This is a genomic window from bacterium (assembly GCA_035945995.1).
Taxonomy (GTDB): domain Bacteria; phylum Sysuimicrobiota; class Sysuimicrobiia; order Sysuimicrobiales; family Segetimicrobiaceae; genus DASSJF01.
Window position 1 is genome coordinate 64,166 of record DASYZR010000143.1, and the last position, 20,140, is coordinate 84,305.

Here is a 20,140-nt window from a genome sequence, read left to right on the forward strand (position 1 = left end):
GCAGGGTTTCAGTTGCGCAGTGGTGCCGGGTGGGCCTTCTGATTCCCGCGGCATAGGGCGTCTTGCGGCTCGCTTCCGTGGACGGTGCTCAGGCTGTGTGCTATATTCATTTGGTCTCCGAGCCCCGGTTGGGGCCCGTACTCACCGTAGAGGGTACTATCGTGAAGCGTACGTTTCAGCCCAACCGCCGGCGCCGCGCCCGGACGCATGGGTTCCGGGTGAGAATGCGGACGCCGGGAGGGCGCAATGTGCTGCGGCGGCGGCGGCAGCGCGGCCGGCGCCGGCTTTCGCCCGCGTAGCGGGCCGGCAGCGTCCCCCGAGCCGATGGCCGCCAGGGCCGGCCGGCTGGTCTCGCATGCGGACTTTTCCCGGGTGTATCGCGAAGGCCGCCGCTATCCTGGCGAGACGCTTGTCCTCTACCTTCGGGCTACGGCGGCGGAACGCCGCGTCGGGGTGACCGCGGGACGCCGGCTCGGCGGCGCGGTCGTCAGAAATCGAGCCAAGCGCCGGTTGCGGGAGGCGTTTCGCCGCGTGGAGCCGCGGTTGTGCGGCCGCGGCGATATCGTGCTGGTCGCGCGCTCCGGGATTGCGCAGGCCGGGTTTGCGGAGATCGTGCAGGAGATGAACGCGTTGTGCGCCGCTGGGCGGCTCATATGCGGGGATGCCGGGTAGGGCGTATGATTGCGGTCGGGGTGATCCGCTGGTACCAGCGTTGGATCTCGCCGTACCTGCCGCCGTCGTGCCGGTTCACACCGTCATGCTCCGAGTACGCCGCGCAGGCGGTCGAACACCACGGGCTCGTCCGGGGCGGTTGGCTGGCCGTACGCCGGGTGCTCCGGTGCCATCCACTTCATCCGGGGGGCTACGATCCCGTCCCGGGGCGCCCTGCCGAAGCGCGGAGGCCTGAGGTTGTTTAAGCTGCTCAGTCCGGTCATCAACGTCCTGGCCGCGGTGCTCGCGGCACTCCACGGACTGACGCATGACTACACCCTGTCGGTCGTGCTGCTGACGCTGATCGTCAAGGCCGTGATCCATCCGCTGACGCGCGTTCAGCTGCGGTCGATGAAGGCGATGCAGGTGCTGGCGCCGCACATGGAGACGCTCCGCCGCAAGCACAAGGAAGATCCCAAGACGCTCAATCAAGAGATGATGGCGCTCTACCGCGCCCACAACGTGAATCCGATGATGGGCTGCCTGCCGATGCTCGTGCAGATGCCCGTGCTCTACGGACTCTTCGGCCTGCTGTCGCGCCGAGATCTGTTCGGGACCGCCACCGTCACTGGAATGCCGTGGCTCGGCATGGCCGACCGGCCGATGATGTACGTGCTGCGGGCGCTGCCGAACCATCCCGTGTACCTCGTGGCGCTGATCTTCCCCGTGCTGGTCGGCCTGACCACCTGGTACCAGCAGAAGATGAGCGTGACCGATCCGACCCAGGCCAAGCTGTTCGTTTTCATGCCGATCATGTTCGGGTACTTCGCGCTGAATTACGCGGTGGGGCTGTCCATCTACTGGACCGTGTCCACCACCGCCTACATCGGCGAATACTTCCTCGTCGTGGGCCCGCCGCATCCGAAGGCGGTTGAGCCGACGAAGTCACAGGCGATCGCGCAGTCCCGAGCCACCGCGGCGCCGGCACAGCCCGCCGCCAAGCCCATCGATCGCCGCGGCCGCGCCCAAGGCGGCCGGAAGGGGGCGAAACAGGCGTGAACTCGGCCGAGGGCTCCGGACGCACGGTCGAGGAGGCGATCCGGAACGCCCTTCGCACGCTCGGGGCCAAGCGTGAAGACGTGGATCTCATGGTGCTCGATGAGGGCAGCCGGGGGGTGCTCGGGCTCGGCTCCCGGGAGGCCCGGGTGCGCGTGACTCTCCTTTCGGCGATCGAAGCCGGCGACGCGGACGAAGCCGTCGCGGCGCCCCTCGTCGCGACCGACGATCCCGTGGCCGTGGCGCGCCGGGTGACGGCGTCGCTGGTCGACGCGATGGGCATGAGCGTCTCGGTGACGGCGCGGGAGGAGGAAGGCGCGGTGCACGTCACGGTCGCCGGGCCCCAGCTCGCCCCGCTGATCGGCCGGCACGGACAGACGCTCGAGGCGCTGGACCTGTTGGTCAACCTGATCACGATGCGGCGCGTGGGCCGGCGGGTGCCGGTCGTCGTGGACGCGGAACGGTATCGTGAGCGGCGCCGCGAGACGCTGCAGGCGCTGGTGCAGCGCGTCGCCGGCCGCGTTCGCCGGAGCGGCGAGGCGGTGCCGCTCGACCCGATGCCCGCATCGGAGCGGCGCTTCATCCACACGATGATGGCCGAGGATTCCAACGTGACGACATACAGCGAGGGCGATGGCGCGGAGCGGCACATCGTCATCGCGCCTCGGGGGAGCGTGCCGGCCGGAGTCGGCCCACGGCGTGCGCCGGAGGCGCGACGCGGCGAGCCGAACGCGGCCGACGAAGACGCCGTGGAGGACGCCGAGGGCTAACGCCACCGGTGGCGGCGCCTCACGGACCGGGCACGGTCCTCGCGGCGGGGGCCGCGGAGCTCGATCTGACGATTTCCCCCGACCGGTATACGTGCCTCGAACGCTTCCTCGCGCTGGTCGACGAGTGGCGCCCGCGCGTGCAACTGACCGGCGTGGACTCGACCGAGGCCGCGGCGGTGCTCGTCGTCGGTGCTTTCTGCATCCTGCCCTTCGTGCCGGAGTCCGGGCGCCTGGTCGATCTCGGCAGCGGCGCCGGCGTGCCCGGCGTGCCGCTCGCGATTCTGCGTCCGGGTCTGCGCGTCGTGCTCGTCGACGCGGCCAGGAAGAAGACGGCATTCCTCGAGATCGTCGCCCGGGAGCTCGCGTTGTCAAACGTCGATGTCGTGCAGATGCGCGCGGAGGCCCTGGGCCGGGATCCGGCGCATCGCGGGCAGTACGACGTCGTGACGGCGAGAGCACTCGCGCCGGTGCGCGTCCTCGCTGAGTACACGTTGCCGCTGCTCCGGGCCGGCGGCATGGCGGTCCTGCCGAAGGGCCCCGGCGCGGCGCACGAGGTCGGCGAAGCAGCTCGGGCGCTCACGCTGCTCGGCGGTGAGGCCGCGGTCCGTGCCGCGGGGTCCCAGCTGTGCTCCCCCACCGTGCTGCTGAAGAAGGTCGTCGAGGCGCCGGCCCGATATCCGAGGCGGGCGGGAGTTCCGGCGCGCCGGCCGTTGTAGGGAACCCGGCCCCGGCGTGGCGGACCGGCGCGATCGGGGGCCGTGCGTTCAGGCGAGCATCTGACCGTGTATACATCTATATATATACCCTTCCGGCGTGACGGCCGGGTGGCGGCCGGCCGCCCCGGGCCGGCGGCGGTCCGGCCGGGGGCGCCGGAGGATTTGCCGGACGATTGCGGGAACACGTCCCCGATCGCATCGACGCCGATCGGGGCAGGCATCGCACTTTCGACGCAGCACAAAGGAGTCGCAGCAACGCCGCACGCGTTCGCGATCGTGAATCAGAAAGGCGGCGTGGGCAAGTCGACCACCGCCGTCAACCTCGGCGCCTCCCTCGCGTCGTTCGGCCACCGCATCCTCCTCGTGGACATGGATCCGCAGGGCAACTGCACCAGCGGCGCCGGTATCGACAAGCGCGCGCTCGCATCGAGCACGTACGACGCGGTTGTCATGGGCGCGCCGCTCGACGGCGTGATCATCCCCACGCCCACGGCACGGCTGGAGATCGCGCCGGCCGACCCGCGCCTGGCGGCCGCGGAAGTCGAGCTGGTGCCGCAGATCGCGCGCGAGTCGAAACTGCGGTCGGCGCTGGCGCGGGTCGGCGATCGCTACGACCTGATCCTCGTGGACTGTCCCCCGTCGCTCGGTCTCCTCACGGTCAACGCGCTGGCGGCCGCCGAGGCCTGCCTGATTCCTGTCCAGTGCGAGTACTACGCGTTGGAGGGCCTGACACAGCTTCTGGACACGATCGGTCTCGTGCGGCGCCATCTCAATCCCCGCCTGCGGGTGGCCGGGGTGCTTCTGACCATGGTCGATCCCCGGACCAAGTTGTCCGATCAGGTGGGCGCCGAAGTCCGGCGGCACTTCGCGGATCTCGTGTTCAAGATCGAGATTCCGAGGAGCGTGCGGTTGGCCGAGGCCCCCAGTTACGGCCAGCCGGTGGGCGAGTACGCGCCGGGGTCGCGCGGAGCCGCCGCGTACCTTGCCCTCGCACTCGAACTTGCGGAGCGTGTCGGGCTGGCATCCCCTCCATCCGCAGTTCCCGGCCCACGAGCGATGGACCACATCCCTGCGCTGCGAGGTGACGGCGATGATTAGACGCGGACTCGGTCGTGGCCTCGATGCCCTCATCCCGGGGGCGTCGGCTGAAGCCGTCGGTGCCGCTTCGGAGATCGACGTTTTTCGCGTGATGCCAAACCCCTTCCAGCCGCGCCGGGACATCGCCGGCCAGGAGTTCGACGAGTTGGTGGCGTCTGTCCGGAAGCACGGTGTGCTCCAGCCCATCGTGGTGCGGGTCCAAGACGGAGGGTACCAGCTTGTGGCGGGCGAGCGGCGGTGGCGGGCGGCCAAGGAGGCCGGCCTCGTCACGATTCCTGCGGTCGTGAAGGAACTCGGCGACCGGGAGATGCTTGAGATCGCGCTGGTTGAGAACCTACGGCGGGAGGATCTCAATGCGATCGAGCGGGCGCTGGCCTACCGGCGGCTCGCCGAAGAATTCCAAATGAAACAGGACGAGGTCGCGGACGCTGTGGGCTCGAGCCGGCCGGCCGTGGCGAACACTCTCCGGCTGCTGGATCTTCCGGCGGAGGTTCAAGCATCAATCGGCCATGGCCGGATCACCGAAGGGCACGGCCGGGCGCTCCTCGCGCTTCTGGACCCGAATACGCTGCTCGACGTCTGGAAGGTGGTCGAGGAACGCTCCCTGTCGGTCAGAGAGACGGAGGCCGTGGTACGGGCGAGGACGCGTCGTGTTTCACGTGAAACATCGTCTCGCTCGGGGCGCCGCCGCGATCCACAGATTGTCGATCTCGAGCGGCAATTGCGGGAGCGCTATACGACCGGCGCGGCCATTCACGGAAGGGGTGGTCGCGGGACGATCGAGCTTCAGTACTACTCGTCCCAGGACCTGGAGCGGCTGATCGACCTGCTGCTCCGGTAACCGCTCACCACCCGCCGGCCGCTACACCGTGGTCATGTACTCCGATTGGTCGGGGGCGGGGACCGCCCTGCCCGCCATGAGCCTTCGAAGGGCGACCGACAACCGTCTGATGCCCTCGGTCAAGATGTCTTCCGATTTGTCCGCGAACGAAAGCCGTAACCCCGACGGCGGTGGAGTGTGCGGAAGAAACAGATCACCGAGCCCACAGGCGACGCCTTCCTTCAGCGCTTCGGCGAAGGCCTCCCGAGCCGGAATTTCAGCCGGCAGCGTGATCCAGAGATTGAACCCGGCGGCCGGCCGCGTCCACTCAATGCCCGGGGGCATCGACGCTTCCAGGACCCTGAGTACGGTATCCCGCCGGCGCCGGTACGTGTCCGTTGCGATTCGCAGATCGCGCGCGTACTGCTTCGATGACAGATAGCGCCAGAGTGTCCGCTGAATCAGCGGCGAAGTGAACCTGTCCATAACCAGCTTCGCCTCGATCAGCCGGGCCATCAACGGACCCTGGCCGACGACGCACCCGACGCGAAGTCCCGGGATGACCGTCTTGGAAAAGCTCCGGGCAAACAGGACGTGCCCGCCGGAGTCATAGGCTTTGATTCCCGGCGGGGGCTCGTTGTCATAGGTGAACTCACTGCAGGAGTCGTCCTCAAGGACGAGCAGATTATGTTGGCGCGCCATGGCCACGAGCCGCCGCCGGCGCTCGTCGCTCATGACCGTTCCCGTTGGATTCTGAGCGGTCGGAACCGTATAGATCAGCCTGGGTTGAAACCGGTCGATCAGCGACGCGGCGAGGTCGACGCGCATGCCGTCGGCGTCCACGGGTACACCGATCACCTTCGCGCCGCGGCCCTCGAGGATATCCAGCGCGGTCAGGAACGTTGGGCTTTCGACGAGCACGTGGTCGCCAGGCGCCACTAGGGTCCTGGTCACCAGGTCGATCGCCTGCTGTGATCCGGACGTAATCAGCACGTCTTCGGGCCTCGCCGTGATCCCTAGCGCTCCGCAATGGTCCGCGACCCACCCTCGCAGGTTTTGATCTCCCTGAGGAGAGCCGTACTGTAGGAACCTCGGGTCTTCGATCGCAAGGGCCCGATGCCACAGGCGGCCAAGCGCTCTCACCGGAAACAGCGTCGGGTCCGGAATCCCGCCGGCCAGAGGGATTACGTTGGACCGTACGGCGGGTTTCAGTAGCGCCTCCATCGCCGCAACGCGGGGCGCGCGCAGGTGAACGGGCAACGATGATTGCCAGGCCAACGCGTCTTGATCATGGACTGTTTCACGTGAAACGTTGCCGGCTGCAGCTGGCGTCGCAGGGATAACGGCGAACGTTCCGCGGCCGACAGTGGCCTGCACGAGCCCATCCGCGGCCAACACCTGATAGGCCTGCACGACCGTGATGAGACTTACGGCGAGCTCACGTGCGAGTTCGCGGACCGACGGGAGACGCTCACCAGGGGCTATCCGGCCCGATCGGATCAGCGCCGCGAGCTCGGCGTGTAGCTGGCGGTAAATCGGCACATCCGAATCCCGCGCCAGTTGGATTGAGCTCACGTTTGCCTCCAATCCTGTCCTTCTCGATGGTGCGTGCGTTGCGATATCGCGAACCCTTAACAGGCTAAGCCGCCAATATGGACTGTAGATAATAATATTGACTAAACTGGCAGCGTAGATTATAGATATGTTACTATGTTTGAAGAGGAAGTCAACTAGTGTTATTAATAATAAATAGCAACTGACGAATCGTTTGCTATGTCTGAGCCGAGGAAGGTGCTCGTAACGTGACGCGAGACGCGGCATGGGCGCTTCTGGTCGCCGAGACGCCCTCGGTCAATCTGCAAAAGCATATGCTGGCGGTCGAGGCAGTGATGCGCGCGTACGCCCGCCGGTTCGGGGAGGATGAGGACGCCTGGGGCCTCGCCGGTCTCCTGCACGATCTCGACTATGAGAAGCACCCGTCCGAGGAGGCGGGTCATCCCTTCGCCGGTGTCGAGATGCTGCGGGAGCGCGGGCTGGCCGAACCGCTGTGCCGGGCGATTTTGTCGCACGCCGACTACAGCGGCGTGCCGCGGGAGACGCGCATGGAGCACGCCCTGTTCGCCGCGGACGAATTGTGCGGCTTCGTGATCGCCGTGGCCCTCGTCCGGCCCTCCCGCGCGATCGCCGAAGTCGACGTCGCCTCGGTGCGCAAGAAGATGAAGGACAAGGCGTTTGCCCGCGCGGTGCGGCGGGACGACATCGTGCGGGGAGCCGAGGAGTTGGGCGTCCCGGTGGACGAGCACATCGGGGTCGTGATCGGGGCGCTGCAGGGAATCGCGTCACCACTTGGTCTGGACGGGGCTTCGGCCGGGAATGCGGCCGGCAACGCGTAAACCGCGCGGAGGGAGGCACGGAGATGGCAGAGGTCGGAACGGTCAAGCTGAAGCGGGGCCTGGCGCAGATGCTGAAGGGCGGCGTGATCATGGACGTGACGACGGCGGAGCAGGCGAAGATCGCCGAAGACGCCGGCGCCTGCGCCGTCATGGCGCTCGAGCGGGTGCCGGCCGACATTCGGGCCGAGGGGGGCGTCGCCCGAATGGCGGATCCGCTCAAGGTCAAGGAGATCATGGAGGTCGTCACGATTCCGGTGATGGCCAAAGTGCGGATCGGCCACTTCGTGGAGGCGCAGGTGCTCGAGGCCCTGGGCGTCGACTTCATCGACGAGAGCGAAGTCCTCACGCCGGCCGACGAGCGGTATCATATCAACAAGCACGTGTTCAAAGTCCCGTTCGTGTGCGGCTGCCGCGATCTCGGCGAGGCCCTCCGGCGCATCGGCGAGGGCGCCGCGATGATCCGCACGAAGGGCGAAGCCGGAACGGGGAACGTCGTGGAGGCGGTCCGTCACATGCGCGCGGTCATGGACGGCATCCGCATGCTCCAGGCGGCGCCGGAAGAAGAGCTCATGACGGTGGCCAAGGAACTCGGCGCACCGTACGAGCTCGTGCTCGAAACGCGCTCACTCGGGCGGCTCCCCGTCGTGAACTTCTCGGCGGGCGGGATCGCGACGCCGGCGGACGCGGCGCTCATGATGCAGCTGGGGTGCGACGGCAACTTCGTCGGCTCGGGGATCTTCAAATCCAAGGATCCGGCGCGGCGGGCGAAGGCGATCGTCGAGGCCACCACGCACTTCAAGGACGCGGACGTCGTGGCACGGGTGTCCGAGGGCATCGGCGAGCCGATGAAGGGTCTGGACGTCCGGAAACTCCCGGAGGGCGAGCTTCTTCAAACCCGTGGCTGGTAACGAGACACCGAAGGTCGGCGTGCTGGCGCTCCAAGGCGACGTCGTCGAACACGTGAAGATGCTCGAATCCCTCGGCGTCGAGGCCGTCGAGGTGCGGACGCCCGAGGACCTGGCCCGTGTCGACGCGCTGATCATCCCGGGGGGCGAATCCACCACGATCGGCAAGCTGGCCGTGGAGTACGGGCTGGACCGGGCGATTCCCGAACGGGTCCGGGAAGGCATGCCGGTGTACGGCACCTGCGCCGGCATGATCATGCTCTCCGAGACGGCGCGCGGCGGCGAGCCGCCGCTCCTCAGGGTGATGAACATCGAGGTGCGGCGGAACGCCTACGGCCGGCAGGCGGACTCGTTCGAAACGGACCTCGCGGTGCCGGCGCTCGGCGAGCGGCCGCTCCACGCCGTGTTCATCCGCGCTCCGGTCATCGACCGGGTGGGACCGGAGGCGAGCGTGCTGGCGTCCCTCGACGGAAAGCCGGTGTTGGTGCGCCAGGGCAACATGCTGGTCTCCGCGTTTCACCCGGAGCTCACGTCCGACGATCGCGTGCATCGCTATTTTCTGACGATGCTCCGGGACGGGCGCGAACGGGGAGAAAGGCGGTGTCGGTGATGCGGACCGGCGTTGGGCGCCGCATTCTGGCGGCGGCGGTGGTTCCGGTACTCCTGTGGACGGCATCCGGCGGCGCGGCCTCGGGCCAGGCCCAGGCCGGCGGCGCGATCCGCGTGGCGACCAACGCGGAGCCGAATACGTTCGACTGGACGTCCTCGACGGCAACGGCGACGCGCCTCGTCGCCTGGCACGTCTTCGAGGGGCTCTTTGCGATCGACCAGCAGTACACGGTGCGGCCGTTGCTCGCGGCGGGTTACACCGTGAGCCCGGACGGGCGGCGCTACACGATCAGGCTCCGCCGGGGCCTCACGTTCCACAACGGCCAGCCGGTGACGGCCGACGACGTGATCGCGTCGTTGCAGCGCTGGGGCAGGCTCAGCGGCGGCGGCCAGGAGACGTTCAAGTTCATCACGGCGCTGCGCGCGGTCGATTCGTCGACGGTCGAGATCGCGCTCTCCGCGCCCTTCACCCCGCTCATCACCAACCTCGGCGACCCGAAGCAGTCCGCCGTGATCATGCCGAAGGCGATCGCGGAACGGGCGGGATTACAACCGCTCGCCGAGCTGGTCGGCACCGGGCCCTACATCTTCAAGCAGTGGACGCGGGGACAGAAGATCGTGCTCGCGCGCAACCCGGGCTACATCTCGCGCACGGAGAACTGGGGCGGGCTCACCGGCCGCAAAGTTGCCTACGCGGACGAGATCGACTTCTACCCGGTCACGGACCCCCAGGTGCGGCTGGCCGGCGTGTCGACGGCACAGTACGACCTGGCCCTCGAACTGCCGCAGGATCTGTACCCGAAGGTCAAATCGAACGGCCGCCTGACCGCGGACATCGTCAAGGTGTTCAGCTGGCCCGGCGTGGTGTTCAACAAGGCGCACGGGCCGTTCACCGACGTGCGGCTCCGCCAGGCCGTGCAGGACGCGATGAAGGACTCGGACCTCATGGCCGCCGCCGCCGGGCCGAAGGCCTTCTGGCAGCTGGACCCGGGGCTCTTCTTTCCCGAGCAGCGCGACGTGCACAGCGCCGCGGGGGCGGACGTCTACAACCATCAGAATCTCGACAAGGCCCGCGAGTTGATGCGCGAGGCCGGCTACAAGGGCCAGAAGATCGTGCTGATGTCGACCAAAGACTATACCTGGATGTACAACATGGCCCAGGTGCTCACGCCGGAACTCCAGGCGGTGGGCTTCAACGTCGATTCACAGGTCTACGATTGGGCGACCCTCTTGAGCCGGCGGACCAAGCCGGAGCTCTATGACATGTTCATCACCGGCTTCTCGCCGTCGATCGACCCGACCGGCGTCATCTTCTTCGGCCAGAAGTGGCCGGGTTGGTACAAGAGCGCCGCACTGGACCGGCTGCTGGAAGAGTGGAGCCGCACGCCCGTCACCGCGGCGGGCGCGCGGAGCAGGGTCATGGATCAGATTCAAACCCTCTTCTATGCCGAGGTGCCGGTGGCCAAGGTCGGCAACGAGTTCGGCCTCGAGGTCTACAACAACGGCCGCCTGCACGGCTACACCGGCTATTTCGACGTCAGGTTTTGGAACACGTGGGTGACGCACTGAGAGTCCCCGCCCGGATCTGACCGCGCATGGCGCGCTACGCGGCCGGACGCGCGCTGGCGCTGGTCCCGGTGCTCGCCGTCGTCGGCGTCGCCGTGTTCCTGCTGATCCATCTCATTCCGGGCGACCCGGCCTCGGTGATCCTGGGCCCGGAAGCCTCGCCCGCGCAGATCGCGCAGCTGCGGACCGCCCTCGGACTGGACCGGCCGCTCTACGTGCAGTTTGCGGTGTGGCTGGAGCGCGTGCTGCGCGGCGATCTGGGCGACTCGATCTTCCTGCGGCAGTCCGTCACGCGCGCGATCTGGACTCACCTCGGGCCCACGATGAGCCTGACGGGACTGGCGGAGTTGCTGGCGCTCGCGGTCGCGATCCCGTCTGGCATCCTGGCCGCCTGGAAGCGTCACACCCGGTTCGACCAGGGCTTCATGATATTCGTGCTGCTCGGCGTTTCGATTCCGTCGTTCTGGACGGGGCTCAACCTGATCGCGTTGCTCGCGGTCGCGGTGCGGCTCTTTCCGGTCGCCGGCTACGTCTCGCCGGCGCACGGCATCGGGCCCTGGCTCGGCAGCCTGATCCTGCCCGCGGTGGCGCTCGGATTCACCCAGGCCGGCCTGGTCGCGCGGATGGCGCGGGACGCGACGATCGACGTCCTCGACGAGGACTACATCCGGACCGCGCGGAGCAAGGGCGTCCGCGAGCCGCGGGTCTTGACCCGCCACGCGTTCCGCAACGCGCTCATCCCGACGCTGACCGTCGTCGGCACGAGTCTCGCCAATCTCCTCTCCGGCGCGGTGGTCGTCGAGACGGTCTTCGTGCTGCCGGGCATCGGGAACCTCATCGTGCAGTCGATCGGCCGGCGGGACTACCCGGTCATCGAGGGCGTCGTGCTGTTCGTCGCGCTCGTCTACGTCGCCGTCAACCTCGCGGTCGACCTGCTGTACGCGGCGCTCGACCCGCGCATCACGTACTAGGGACGACGGATCGATGAACGCGTTCCTGAGGGCGCTCGTCCGCAGGCGCCCGATCGCCGCCGCCTCGCTCGCGGTGCTGGGGGTGATCGCGCTGGCGGCCCTGCTCGCGCCGGTGCTCGGCCTGCCGGCTCCGAACGGCATCGACATGTCGGCGCGGCTGGCGCCGCCCGGACCCGCCCACCTCTTCGGCACCGACAACTTCGGGCGGGATGTGCTGAGCCGCGTCGTGTACAGCGGCCGCGTCTCGCTGCTCATCGGCCTCGGCGTCATGGTGATGAGCACCGCGGCCGGCACGGTCACCGGATTGGCCGCCGGCTACTATCGGGGCGTCGATGCGCCTGTGATGCGGATCCTCGACGGCCTCATGTCGTTTCCCGCGATCCTGCTCGCGATCGCACTCGTCGCCGCCCTCGGCGTCGGCGCGCGCAACGAGATCATCGCCATCGCGCTCGTGTACTTTCCGCGGACCGCCCGCATCGTGCGTGCCTCCACTCTGCAGCTCAAGCAGCGCGCGTTCGTCGAGGCCGCCGTGGCGCTCGGTGAGGGCGACGCCCGGATCCTCGGCGTGCACATTCTCCGCAACGCGCTGACGCCGCTGATCGTCCAGTCGACATTCGTCTTTGCGGAAGCGATCCTCGCGGACGCCGCGCTCTCGTTTCTCGGGCTCGGGGTGCGGCCGCCGGCGCCGACGTGGGGCAATATGCTCGACGACGCGCACATCTACATCGACACCGCGCCGTGGTTCGTGGTGTTTCCGGGCGTGGCGATCGTGCTGACGGTGCTCTCCCTGAACCTGGTCGGCGACGCCGTGCGCGAGCTCGCCGACCCGCACGCCGCGGCCGGCCGGCGCGCGGCCCGAGGACTTCCCCGGGCCGCGCAAGAATAGGCCGGACACATGCCCCGTCCGCTCACCGTGTCCGCCGCCGGCGACGCCCTCGTCACGCAGCGCATCGCCTCCCGCGATTCCGCGCATCGGCGGCTCGGCGATCTCATCCGCGCCGCCGATGCGCGGTTCGTGAATCTCGAGGGGACGCTCCACGACTTCCAGGGCTATCCGCAGGCCGCCAGCGGCGGCACGTATGTCTGCGGCGCCCCGGCGATCATCGACGATCTCGTGGCGATGGGGTTTAACCTCTACTCCGCGGCCAACAACCACATGCTCGACTGGGGTGAGGGAGGGCTCTTCGGCACCCTCGCGACGCTCGACCGCGCCGGCGTCGTGTACGCCGGCCTCGGCCGGCACCTCGCGGAGGCGCGGATGCCGCGGTACCTTGAAACGCCCGCCGGCCGCGTCGCCCTGCTCGCCGTGACGAGCACGTTCCCGCCGGGCGCGCCCGCGGGCGAGCAGCGTCCCGATTGCCAGGGGCGGCCCGGCGTCAACCCGCTGCGGTTCGAGACGACGATCGTCGTGGACCGCGCGACGCTCGAGACCGTCCGCGGCATCGACCGGCGGCTTCGCCTGAGCGCAGCGCGGGAGCATTCCATCCAGCTGGGGTTTCAACGGCCCGATCCGGAAGGCATCACGACGGCGTTCGGACAGCGGTTTCGCGTGGGCGAGCCGCAGGGCGTCCGGACCGAGCCGCACGCGGGCGATCTCACCGGCAACCTCGCGTGGATTCGCGACGCGCGGCGCCAGGCCGAGTGGGTGCTCGTGAGCGTCCACGCGCACGAGCAGCAAGACGGCGTGCGCGAGCAGCCGGCGGAGTTCATTCCCGCGTTCTGCCGCGCGGCCGTGGACGCCGGGGCCGATCTCGTGCTGGGCCACGGGCCGCACGTGGTGCGCGGGATGGAGGTGCACCGGGGCCGGCCGATCTTCTACAGCCTCGGCAACTTCATCTTCCAGAATGAGACGCCGTGGCGGCAGCCCCAGGACTTCTACGACCGCCTCGGCCTGCCGGTCACGGCGACCCCGGCCGATCTGTTCGACGCGCGGGGCGCCCGGGGCGGGTTCGCGGCGGATCCGGCGTACTGGGAGAGCGTGGTCCCGATCATGCGGTTCGACGGCGACCGGCTCCTCGAAATCCGGCTCTATCCGGTGACGTTGGGGCACGGGCTGCCGCGGTCGCAGCGCGGGAGTCCCGTGCTGGCCGGGCCCGACCAGGGACGCGCCGTGATCGAGCGGGTGGCGCGCCTGTCACCGTCCTGCCGCATCGCGTGGGACGACGACGGCTTCGGGGTGGTGCGCTGGCCGGGAGGCTGACGGGCGCCCCCGGGTTCCGCCGTCCGTTCAGGCGCTGTGCTGCGCCCCCCGACCGATCCGGCCGCTGCGAATTTCTCCGCACACGTCAGCACCGCGCGAACGCGCGGCTGGACGGAAGCGTCTCCCGGTTCGATCTGCAGGCGCTGATACAGCTGGTTGATCTGGTTCTCGATGAACTTGCCGCGCAGGCGCAGCATGTCGGCGATCGCCGTGTTCGTGAAGCCGGCGGCCATCAGGGCCAGGATTTCCCCCTGCCGGGGCGTGACCTCGAAGCCGTCGCGCCGCCGCTCGGGGACCCCGTGCGCGAAGTGGGAATCGAGCACGACGAGACCGCGGGCTGTGCTTTCGATGGCCCGCGCGAGTCCCGCGAACGTCGTCGATTGCCTCAGGAGGTAGCTCTATCCGAGGGTGACCGTCCGGTCGAGATACGCGGGGTGTGAAACGGGTCACAGGGCGCGGCGTGTGGCCGCCGTGGGGGGGCCGGTTACCGCCGGGCGGACGCGGTGATGCGGGGCGACGCTAGTGGAGCAATCCGGCCGCGGCGCCGGCCAGCAGGGCGATGCCGAGGAGGACCCGGTACCACGCGAACACCCAGCTGGTGTGGTCCCGCAGATAGCGGACGAGCGCCCACAGTGCGGCGTACGAAGCCGCGGACCCGGACGCGAGCCCCAAGGCGAGGAGGCCCCAGCCGTGGCCGGTGAGCCCCGCCTTTCTCAGGTGCGCCAGTTCGTAGAGTCCCGCCAGCACGATCGCCGGGACCCCCAACAGGAACGAAAACCACGCGGCCGTGGCGCGCTCCATTCCGAGGGCCAGCCCGGCGGTCAGCGTCGAGCCGGAGCGCGAGACGCCGGGGATGAGGGCGAAGGCCTGCGCGATGCCGACGTACAGGCCGTCCGCAAAGGACAGGTCGTTCCAGCGCCGCCGTCCGCCCGCCCGGTCGTGCTGCCCGTAACGCTCCGCCAGGGCGAGCAGCACGCCCATGATCACGCAGGCCCACCCGATTACCGCAATCCCCCGGAGGGGCGAGTCGCACTGGTTGAGCCGCCGCTGCAGGAGGAGCCCCGCGACGCCGATCGGGATCGTGCCGACCACGATGCCGGCGCTCATCCGCAGCGAGTGATCGCGCCAATTGCCGGTGCCGAGCGCCTCGGCCGTCTGCCGTCCGATCCGCCTCAGATCGGGCCACAGAAACGTGACGACCGCGACCAGACTCGCCAGCTGCATCGCGGCCGAAAACGCGGATCCGGGATCCGGCCAGCCGAGCAGGGCCGGCACGATGCGCAGGTGTGCCGTGCTGCTGATCGGCAGCAGCTCGGTGATGCCCTGCACGATGCCGAGGACGAATACTTTCCACGCGCCGAGGTTCACGAAGTTGATGCTGACCTGAGCGGCCTGCGCGCAGGCGGTGTTGCTGAGTGGGGTCATCGCGGTCGTGCGCAGGTGGATGCAGACATGAGCATCTCAGTTCGCGCCGGTCGCGACCCCGCCCTCCACGTAGGGCTTCATCCGCGGGGCGACGAACGGCACGGCGCAGCGCACCGCAAGTGACGCCACGCCGTGACATCCAGGAGGGGCGCATGTCCGAGTTCGTCGCGTCGCGTCAAGTCGGAGAGGCCGTGGTGACGGTGATTTCGGACGGCACGCTCTGTTGGACGCCGAGGTTCCCGATCTCCGACGCGGAACGCCGCCGGGCGATGCCGGATGCGGACGAGACCGGCACGGTGACGCTGGGCCTCAACCTGGCCCACATCCGGCTCGGGGAGGCGTCGATCGTCATCGATCCCGGGTGCGACGATCCCGCCTCGGCGTGGGCGGGCGGGTTCTCCGCCAAATGGCCGGGGCTCACTCGGACCCCCGGGCTCGCCGCCGCGCTGCGCCGGATCGAGGTCGCACCCGATTCCGTGACCCACGTGCTGATCACCCACGTGCACGAGGATCATTTCGCCGGCGTGGCCATGGAGCGCGGACCGGATCTTGTGTTGCGCTTCCCCAACGCGCGGCACGTCATCGGCCGGCGCGATTGGGAGGAGCATCCGGCGCGGCGCGATCCGGAGAGCGCCCTCGTGCGGCGCCTGGGGCTCGCGGAAGGCCTCGGCCTGCTTGACCCCGTCGACGCCGCGCGTGAGGTGGCTCCCGGCGTGACGATCGTCCCCGCGCCCGGCGAGACGGCCGGCCACTGCATCGTCCGCGTCGCGTCGGCGGGGCGCCGATTCTACTATCTGGGCGATTTGTTTCATCTGCCGTGCGAGGTCGAGCACGTCGAGTGGGCGCCTCCCAACCGCGACGTCGCTTCACTCGCCGCGTCGCGCCGGCGCCTGCTCGCCGAGGCGGCCGGCCGCGACAATGTGCTGGTGTTTTCACACGATCGCTTCCCGGCCTGGGGCCGCGTGGTGCGGACCGCCACCGGTTACGCGTGGGAGCGGACGTGATGCGCGACGCCTACGGCCGGGAGCGCCCGGCTGAGCGGATCGCCTGCCACACGCGGTCCGGCGTCATCGGCATGTCGAGGGCGCGCACGCCGAGCGGCCGCAGCGCATCGTGCACCGCGTTCACGAGAGCCGGGGGCGCGCCGATTGTGCCCGACTCGCCGATGCCTTTCGCGCCCAGCGGATTGAGCGGCGAGGGCGTCTCGAGTATGTCCGACACGATCGGCGGAAGGTCGGCGGCCGTCGGGGCGGTGTAGTCCAGCAACGACGCCGTCAGCGGCTGCCCGTCGTCGCCGTAGCCGACGTGCTCGAGAAACGCCTGCGCGTACCCCTGCGCCAGGCTGCCGTGCACCTGCCCTTCAACCAACAGCGGATTGACCACCCGGCCGCAGTCGTTGACCGCGACGTACGCGAGGACGTTGACGACGCCCGTGTCGGGGTCCACTTCGACCACGGCGACGTGGGCGCCCGACGGCGTCATCACCCGCTCGGATTCGAACCGGGCGCTCGCGTCGAGCGGCTCGCCGGTTCGGGCCGCGATGTCACGAAACGTCAGCGACCGCTTCGGAACGCCCCGCACCCCGGCCCGGCCGCGCTCGAGGACGATATCGCGCGGCGCGGCCTCGAGGAGTCTCGCCGCCGCGGCCACGATGCGCGTCCGCAGCTGGGACGCCGCCACCGCCATCGCGGAGCCGCCGAGCGACAGCGACCGGCTCCCGAATGTGCCGACGCCCTCGGGGATCGCGCCGGTGTCGCCGTGGAGCACCGTGACGTCCTTGGGTGTAAGATCGAGCGCGTCGGCCAGGATCTGGCTCAGCGCGGTCGCGAGTCCCTGGCCGTGCGGCGACGATCCGGTCACGGCCGTCACGCGGCCGGACCGTTCGAGCCGTGCGATCGCGGTCTCCCACGTCTCGCCGCCGCCCGCGGTCTCGATCCACGTGCTGAGTCCGATTCCCAGCGGCAGCCCGGCCTCGCGCCGGCGCGCCTGTTCCCGCCGCCACCGGTCGTAGTCCGCCAGGCGCAGCGCCCGATCGAGCAGCGCCGGATAATTTCCTGAGTCGTAGACGAGTCCGGTCGCCCCCTTGTACGGGAACGTCTCGATGAAGTTGCGCCGGCGGACCTCGGCGGGGTCGAGGTCGAGGCGCGCCGCCACGAGATCCATCAGCCGCTCGATATAGTAGGCGCCCTCCGGACGCCCCGCGCCGCGGTAGGGGCCGCTCGGCGCCTTCGTCGTCGCGACCCCCCGCGTTCGCAGCCGCACGTTCCGGATCCGGTATGCGCCGAGCCCCACGAGTGTTGTGAGGGTCGGGATGATCGCGGTGACCGAATAGCAGTACGCCCCGAGGTCGGCCAGGATGTCGCCCTCGACCGCCGTAACGGTGCCGTCGGCGGCGGCCGCCGCGCGGAGGCGCGCCCGCTGTCCCCGCCCCTGGATCGTCGCCTTCAAGTTTTCGAGCCGGTCCTCGGCCCAGGCGACCGGGCGTTCCAGGCGCCGGGCGAGATACGCGGCGAGCGCCTCTTCCGGATAGTCGATGCCCTTGACCCCGAATCCACCGCCGACGTCCGGGGCGATCACACGGATCCGTCCCCGGTCGGCGCCCAGGATTTCGGCGAGGGTCTCCCGCGCGCCGTGCGGCGACTGCGTCGACAGCGCGATCTCAAACCGGCGGGACGCCGGGTCGTACTGCGCGACCACGCCGCGGCATTCGAGCGGCATCCCCGCGAGGCGGGGCTGCTCGAACGTGGCTTCGATCACCACGGCCGCCTCACGAAACGCCCCCTCTGGATCGCCCGCCCGCACCTCGCGGGAGAAAACAGCATTCCCCCCAAGGGACGCGTGAAGCACCGGAGCGCCCGGCGCCAGCGCGGCGTCGACGTCCACCACGGCGGGCAGCGCCTCGTACTCAACCCGCACCGCCTCCGCCGCGTCCTCCGCGGTATAGCGGTTGTCCGCGACGACCACCGCGACCGGCTGGCCGACGTAGCGGACGGTCTGATCGGCCAGGAGCGGATGAGTCGTCGGTGCGACGCCCGGGAACACGGGTGCAGCCGGAATCCGCGGCACCGGCGAGCCAAGATCGTGCGCGGTGAGCACCGCGACCACCCCGGGCATCGCCCGCGCCGTCTCCGCGTCGAGGCGCACGACGCGGGCGTGAGCGTATGGCGACCGGACGATCGCCGCGTGAACCATTCCGGGCAGCCGGATGTCGTCGAGAAAGCGCGAGGCGCCGGTCAGGAGGCGGTGGTCTTCCCGCCGCCGGAGCGGAGTGCCGACGTACGCCATGTGAGCGAGGTTCGTCCGCTCACGCGCCGAAGCCTCCGCGGCTCAGCGCGCGCGGGCGCGCGCCGCCGTGCGTAGGGAGCGAATTTGCGCGGCGGCCTGCGCGACCGCGTCGCCGAGGGCGTTCCGGTCGCCCGTCGCCACGGCGATCGGGTCTCCGACGTAGACCGTGATCGGCCGCGCGCGCGGGATGACGCGGCCGAGGGGGAGAGCGTCGTCCGTTCCAACGAGGGCGATCGGGACGATCGGCGCGCCCGTCCGCGCCGCGAGCATCGAGGCGCCTCGATGAAACGGCCGCACTTCCCCGGCCGGCGGAATCCCGCCCTCCGGAAAGACGATCAGCCATGCGCCGTGGCGGAGGGCCTCCGTCGCCCGGCGCAGCGCCGAGGCGTCGATCCCCTGGCGCCGGATCGGGATCGCGAGCGGGCCGTAGAGCCGCATCACCCACGCGACGCCCGGCATCCGCCAGAGTTCCTCCATGGCAAGGAACGCCGGCTTGCGCGGCAGCACCAGCGGCAGAATAATCGGATCGAGCCAGCTGACGTGGTTGGCGACGAGGACCGCGGGTCCCGGCGTCGCGAGGCGTTCCAGGCCGACGGCCCGAAGCCGGAACAACACGCGCGCCATGCCGCGCACCGCCCAGCGGATCAGTCGGTAGATCGGCCCGTTCAATCTCCGATCAGCATACGCGCCCCCGCCCCGCCCCGCAAGCGGCCGGATCACCGCAGTGGCCGGCGGCACCGGCCGGCGCGCGGCTGTTCGGCAGGGAGGCCGCGCCGCCGCCGAAGAAGAGGGGGCGGCGCGCGGACGCCGGCGGTGCACGCCCGCCGTGTCCGGCCAGCAAAAGGGGTGAGACTCGTGCCGGCGTGGGATCTGAGTGTTGCGGGGAAGGCGGCCATCGTCACGGGGGCGGGCAGCGGCATCGGCCGGGCTACGGCGCACGCGCTCGCCGCCGGGGGCGCGGCGGTCTGCGTCGCCGACCTCAGACCCGACGCGGCGGGCGTGGTCGCGTCGGAGATCGAACGGGCGGGAGGCCGCGCGGTCTCACTCGCGGCCGACGTGAGCCGGCCGGACGACGTGCGGCGGTTCATCGGCGAAGCCGTGCGGGCCTTCGGCCGGCTCGACATCCTGGTCAACAACGCCGGCCTGCAGTACATCGCGCCGATCCACGAATACCCGGAAGAGAAGTGGCGCCTGCTCATCGACGTGATGCTGACCGGCACGTTTTTGTGCACCAAGTACGCGCTGCCGCACATGATGGCCAATCGCTGGGGACGCGTCGTCAACATCGCCTCCATCCACGGCTTGGTGGCGTCGCCGTTCAAGAGCGCATATACCGCCGCCAAGCACGGGATCGTGGGATTCACCCGCGTCCTCGCGCTCGAGGTGGCGGAGCACGGCATCACCGCGAACGCCATCTGCCCGGGCTACGTGCGCACGCCGCTCGTGGAAGGCCAGATCGCGGATCAGGCGAGGGTGCACGGGATCCCGGTCCAGGAGGTCGTGGAGAAGGTCATGCTCGAGCCCGCGGCGATCAAGCGGCTGCTCGAGCCCGACGAGATCGCCGGGGCGGTGCGGTACCTGTGCAGCGACCTCGCGGCCGGCATCACCGGCACGACGCTCGCCGCGGATCAGGGATGGACCGCGCGCTGAGGGGGCGGCCGGCGTCCTGGGGTCC

At 69.7% G+C, this 20,140-nt stretch carries 21 protein-coding genes and 1 pseudogene; 17 read left to right on the forward strand and 5 right to left on the reverse strand.

Going from position 1 to position 20,140, the window contains the following annotated elements:
• Positions 1-161 precede the first annotated feature (161 nt).
• From rpmH to VGZ23_16555, 8 genes are all read left to right on the forward strand, one after another.
• Positions 162-299, forward strand: coding sequence for a 50S ribosomal protein L34 (rpmH, locus tag VGZ23_16520; GenBank protein ID HEV2359197.1), 138 nt, complete (start codon positions 162-164; stop codon positions 297-299).
• A complete protein-coding gene (gene rnpA, locus VGZ23_16525; protein HEV2359198.1) occupies positions 247-672 on the forward strand; it encodes a ribonuclease P protein component in 426 nt (141 codons plus the stop codon). The genes rpmH and rnpA overlap by 53 nt, the downstream gene beginning before the upstream one ends.
• Positions 654-917: a membrane protein insertion efficiency factor YidD gene (gene yidD, locus VGZ23_16530; protein ID HEV2359199.1), complete on the forward strand. Its 264-nt coding sequence runs from the start codon at positions 654-656 to the stop codon at positions 915-917. The genes rnpA and yidD overlap by 19 nt, the downstream gene beginning before the upstream one ends.
• Positions 910-1,710 (forward strand): YidC/Oxa1 family membrane protein insertase, encoded by an 801-nt coding sequence (locus VGZ23_16535; GenBank protein ID HEV2359200.1) that lies wholly within the window; start codon positions 910-912, stop codon positions 1,708-1,710. The genes yidD and VGZ23_16535 overlap by 8 nt, the downstream gene beginning before the upstream one ends.
• Positions 1,707-2,477, forward strand: a complete 771-nt coding sequence (gene jag, locus VGZ23_16540) for an RNA-binding cell elongation regulator Jag/EloR (protein HEV2359201.1) — start codon at positions 1,707-1,709, stop codon at positions 2,475-2,477. The genes VGZ23_16535 and jag overlap by 4 nt, the downstream gene beginning before the upstream one ends.
• An 8-nt stretch (positions 2,478-2,485) precedes the next feature.
• Positions 2,486-3,193, forward strand: coding sequence for a 16S rRNA (guanine(527)-N(7))-methyltransferase RsmG (gene rsmG / locus VGZ23_16545; protein HEV2359202.1), 708 nt, complete (start codon positions 2,486-2,488; stop codon positions 3,191-3,193).
• A 108-nt stretch (positions 3,194-3,301) separates the two neighbouring features.
• On the forward strand, positions 3,302-4,291 hold the full coding sequence (locus tag VGZ23_16550; protein HEV2359203.1) for a ParA family protein: 990 nt from the start codon (positions 3,302-3,304) through the stop codon (positions 4,289-4,291).
• On the forward strand, positions 4,284-5,132 hold the full coding sequence (locus VGZ23_16555; protein HEV2359204.1) for a ParB/RepB/Spo0J family partition protein: 849 nt from the start codon (positions 4,284-4,286) through the stop codon (positions 5,130-5,132). The genes VGZ23_16550 and VGZ23_16555 overlap by 8 nt, the downstream gene beginning before the upstream one ends.
• A gap of 21 nt (positions 5,133-5,153) precedes the next feature.
• Here the strand turns inward: VGZ23_16555 and VGZ23_16560 are convergent, their stop codons facing one another.
• Positions 5,154-6,698 (reverse strand): PLP-dependent aminotransferase family protein, encoded by a 1,545-nt coding sequence (locus tag VGZ23_16560; protein ID HEV2359205.1) that lies wholly within the window; start codon positions 6,696-6,698, stop codon positions 5,154-5,156.
• Between the two features lie 215 nt (positions 6,699-6,913).
• On the opposite strand from VGZ23_16560, the gene VGZ23_16565 reads away from it, so the two are divergent.
• Genes VGZ23_16565 through VGZ23_16595 form a run of 7 tightly spaced genes read left to right on the forward strand, consistent with a single transcriptional unit; the run spans position 6,914 to position 13,755 of the window.
• Positions 6,914-7,504, forward strand: a complete 591-nt coding sequence (locus VGZ23_16565) for an HD domain-containing protein (GenBank protein HEV2359206.1) — start codon at positions 6,914-6,916, stop codon at positions 7,502-7,504.
• A gap of 23 nt (positions 7,505-7,527) precedes the next feature.
• Positions 7,528-8,412 carry a pyridoxal 5'-phosphate synthase lyase subunit PdxS gene (gene pdxS, locus VGZ23_16570; protein HEV2359207.1) on the forward strand — a complete coding sequence of 295 codons (885 nt, stop codon included), beginning with the start codon at positions 7,528-7,530 and terminating at the stop codon, positions 8,410-8,412.
• A gap of 19 nt (positions 8,413-8,431) precedes the next feature.
• The gene (pdxT, locus tag VGZ23_16575; protein ID HEV2359208.1) at positions 8,432-9,019 is read left to right on the forward strand and encodes a pyridoxal 5'-phosphate synthase glutaminase subunit PdxT; all 588 of its coding nucleotides are present in this window, start codon (positions 8,432-8,434) and stop codon (positions 9,017-9,019) included.
• On the forward strand, positions 9,019-10,587 hold the full coding sequence (locus VGZ23_16580) for an ABC transporter substrate-binding protein (protein ID HEV2359209.1): 1,569 nt from the start codon (positions 9,019-9,021) through the stop codon (positions 10,585-10,587). Before pdxT ends, VGZ23_16580 begins: the two co-directional genes overlap by 1 nt.
• Positions 10,588-10,613: 26 nt before the next feature.
• Complete coding sequence (locus VGZ23_16585; GenBank protein ID HEV2359210.1) at positions 10,614-11,555, forward strand: ABC transporter permease; 942 nt, start codon at positions 10,614-10,616, stop codon at positions 11,553-11,555.
• Positions 11,556-11,568: 13 nt separating this feature from the next.
• Positions 11,569-12,441 carry an ABC transporter permease gene (locus VGZ23_16590; protein HEV2359211.1) on the forward strand — a complete coding sequence of 291 codons (873 nt, stop codon included), beginning with the start codon at positions 11,569-11,571 and terminating at the stop codon, positions 12,439-12,441.
• A 9-nt stretch (positions 12,442-12,450) separates the two neighbouring features.
• Entirely contained in the window at positions 12,451-13,755 is a 1,305-nt protein-coding gene (locus VGZ23_16595) for a CapA family protein (GenBank protein HEV2359212.1), read from the forward strand.
• A gap of 143 nt (positions 13,756-13,898) precedes the next feature.
• Here VGZ23_16595 and VGZ23_16600 read toward each other — a convergent pair.
• Both VGZ23_16600 and VGZ23_16605 read right to left on the reverse strand, forming a co-directional pair.
• Positions 13,899-14,078: pseudogene (locus VGZ23_16600) on the reverse strand (DNA-binding response regulator).
• A 196-nt stretch (positions 14,079-14,274) separates the two neighbouring features.
• Positions 14,275-15,180, reverse strand: coding sequence for an undecaprenyl-diphosphate phosphatase (locus VGZ23_16605; protein HEV2359213.1), 906 nt, complete (start codon positions 15,178-15,180; stop codon positions 14,275-14,277).
• A gap of 152 nt (positions 15,181-15,332) precedes the next feature.
• Between VGZ23_16605 and VGZ23_16610 the strand changes: the two genes are divergently transcribed.
• Positions 15,333-16,184 carry an MBL fold metallo-hydrolase gene (locus VGZ23_16610; GenBank protein HEV2359214.1) on the forward strand — a complete coding sequence of 284 codons (852 nt, stop codon included), beginning with the start codon at positions 15,333-15,335 and terminating at the stop codon, positions 16,182-16,184.
• A 10-nt stretch (positions 16,185-16,194) separates the two neighbouring features.
• On the opposite strand, the gene VGZ23_16615 is transcribed toward VGZ23_16610, so the two are convergent.
• Both VGZ23_16615 and VGZ23_16620 read right to left on the reverse strand, forming a co-directional pair.
• Positions 16,195-18,465: a xanthine dehydrogenase family protein molybdopterin-binding subunit gene (locus tag VGZ23_16615; protein ID HEV2359215.1), complete on the reverse strand. Its 2,271-nt coding sequence runs from the start codon at positions 18,463-18,465 to the stop codon at positions 16,195-16,197.
• A 42-nt stretch (positions 18,466-18,507) separates the two neighbouring features.
• Positions 18,508-19,089: a lysophospholipid acyltransferase family protein gene (locus VGZ23_16620; GenBank protein ID HEV2359216.1), complete on the reverse strand. Its 582-nt coding sequence runs from the start codon at positions 19,087-19,089 to the stop codon at positions 18,508-18,510.
• Between the two features lie 231 nt (positions 19,090-19,320).
• Between VGZ23_16620 and VGZ23_16625 the strand changes: the two genes are divergently transcribed.
• Positions 19,321-20,115 carry a 3-hydroxybutyrate dehydrogenase gene (locus VGZ23_16625; GenBank protein ID HEV2359217.1) on the forward strand — a complete coding sequence of 265 codons (795 nt, stop codon included), beginning with the start codon at positions 19,321-19,323 and terminating at the stop codon, positions 20,113-20,115.
• The last annotated feature ends 25 nt before the right edge of the window (positions 20,116-20,140 follow it).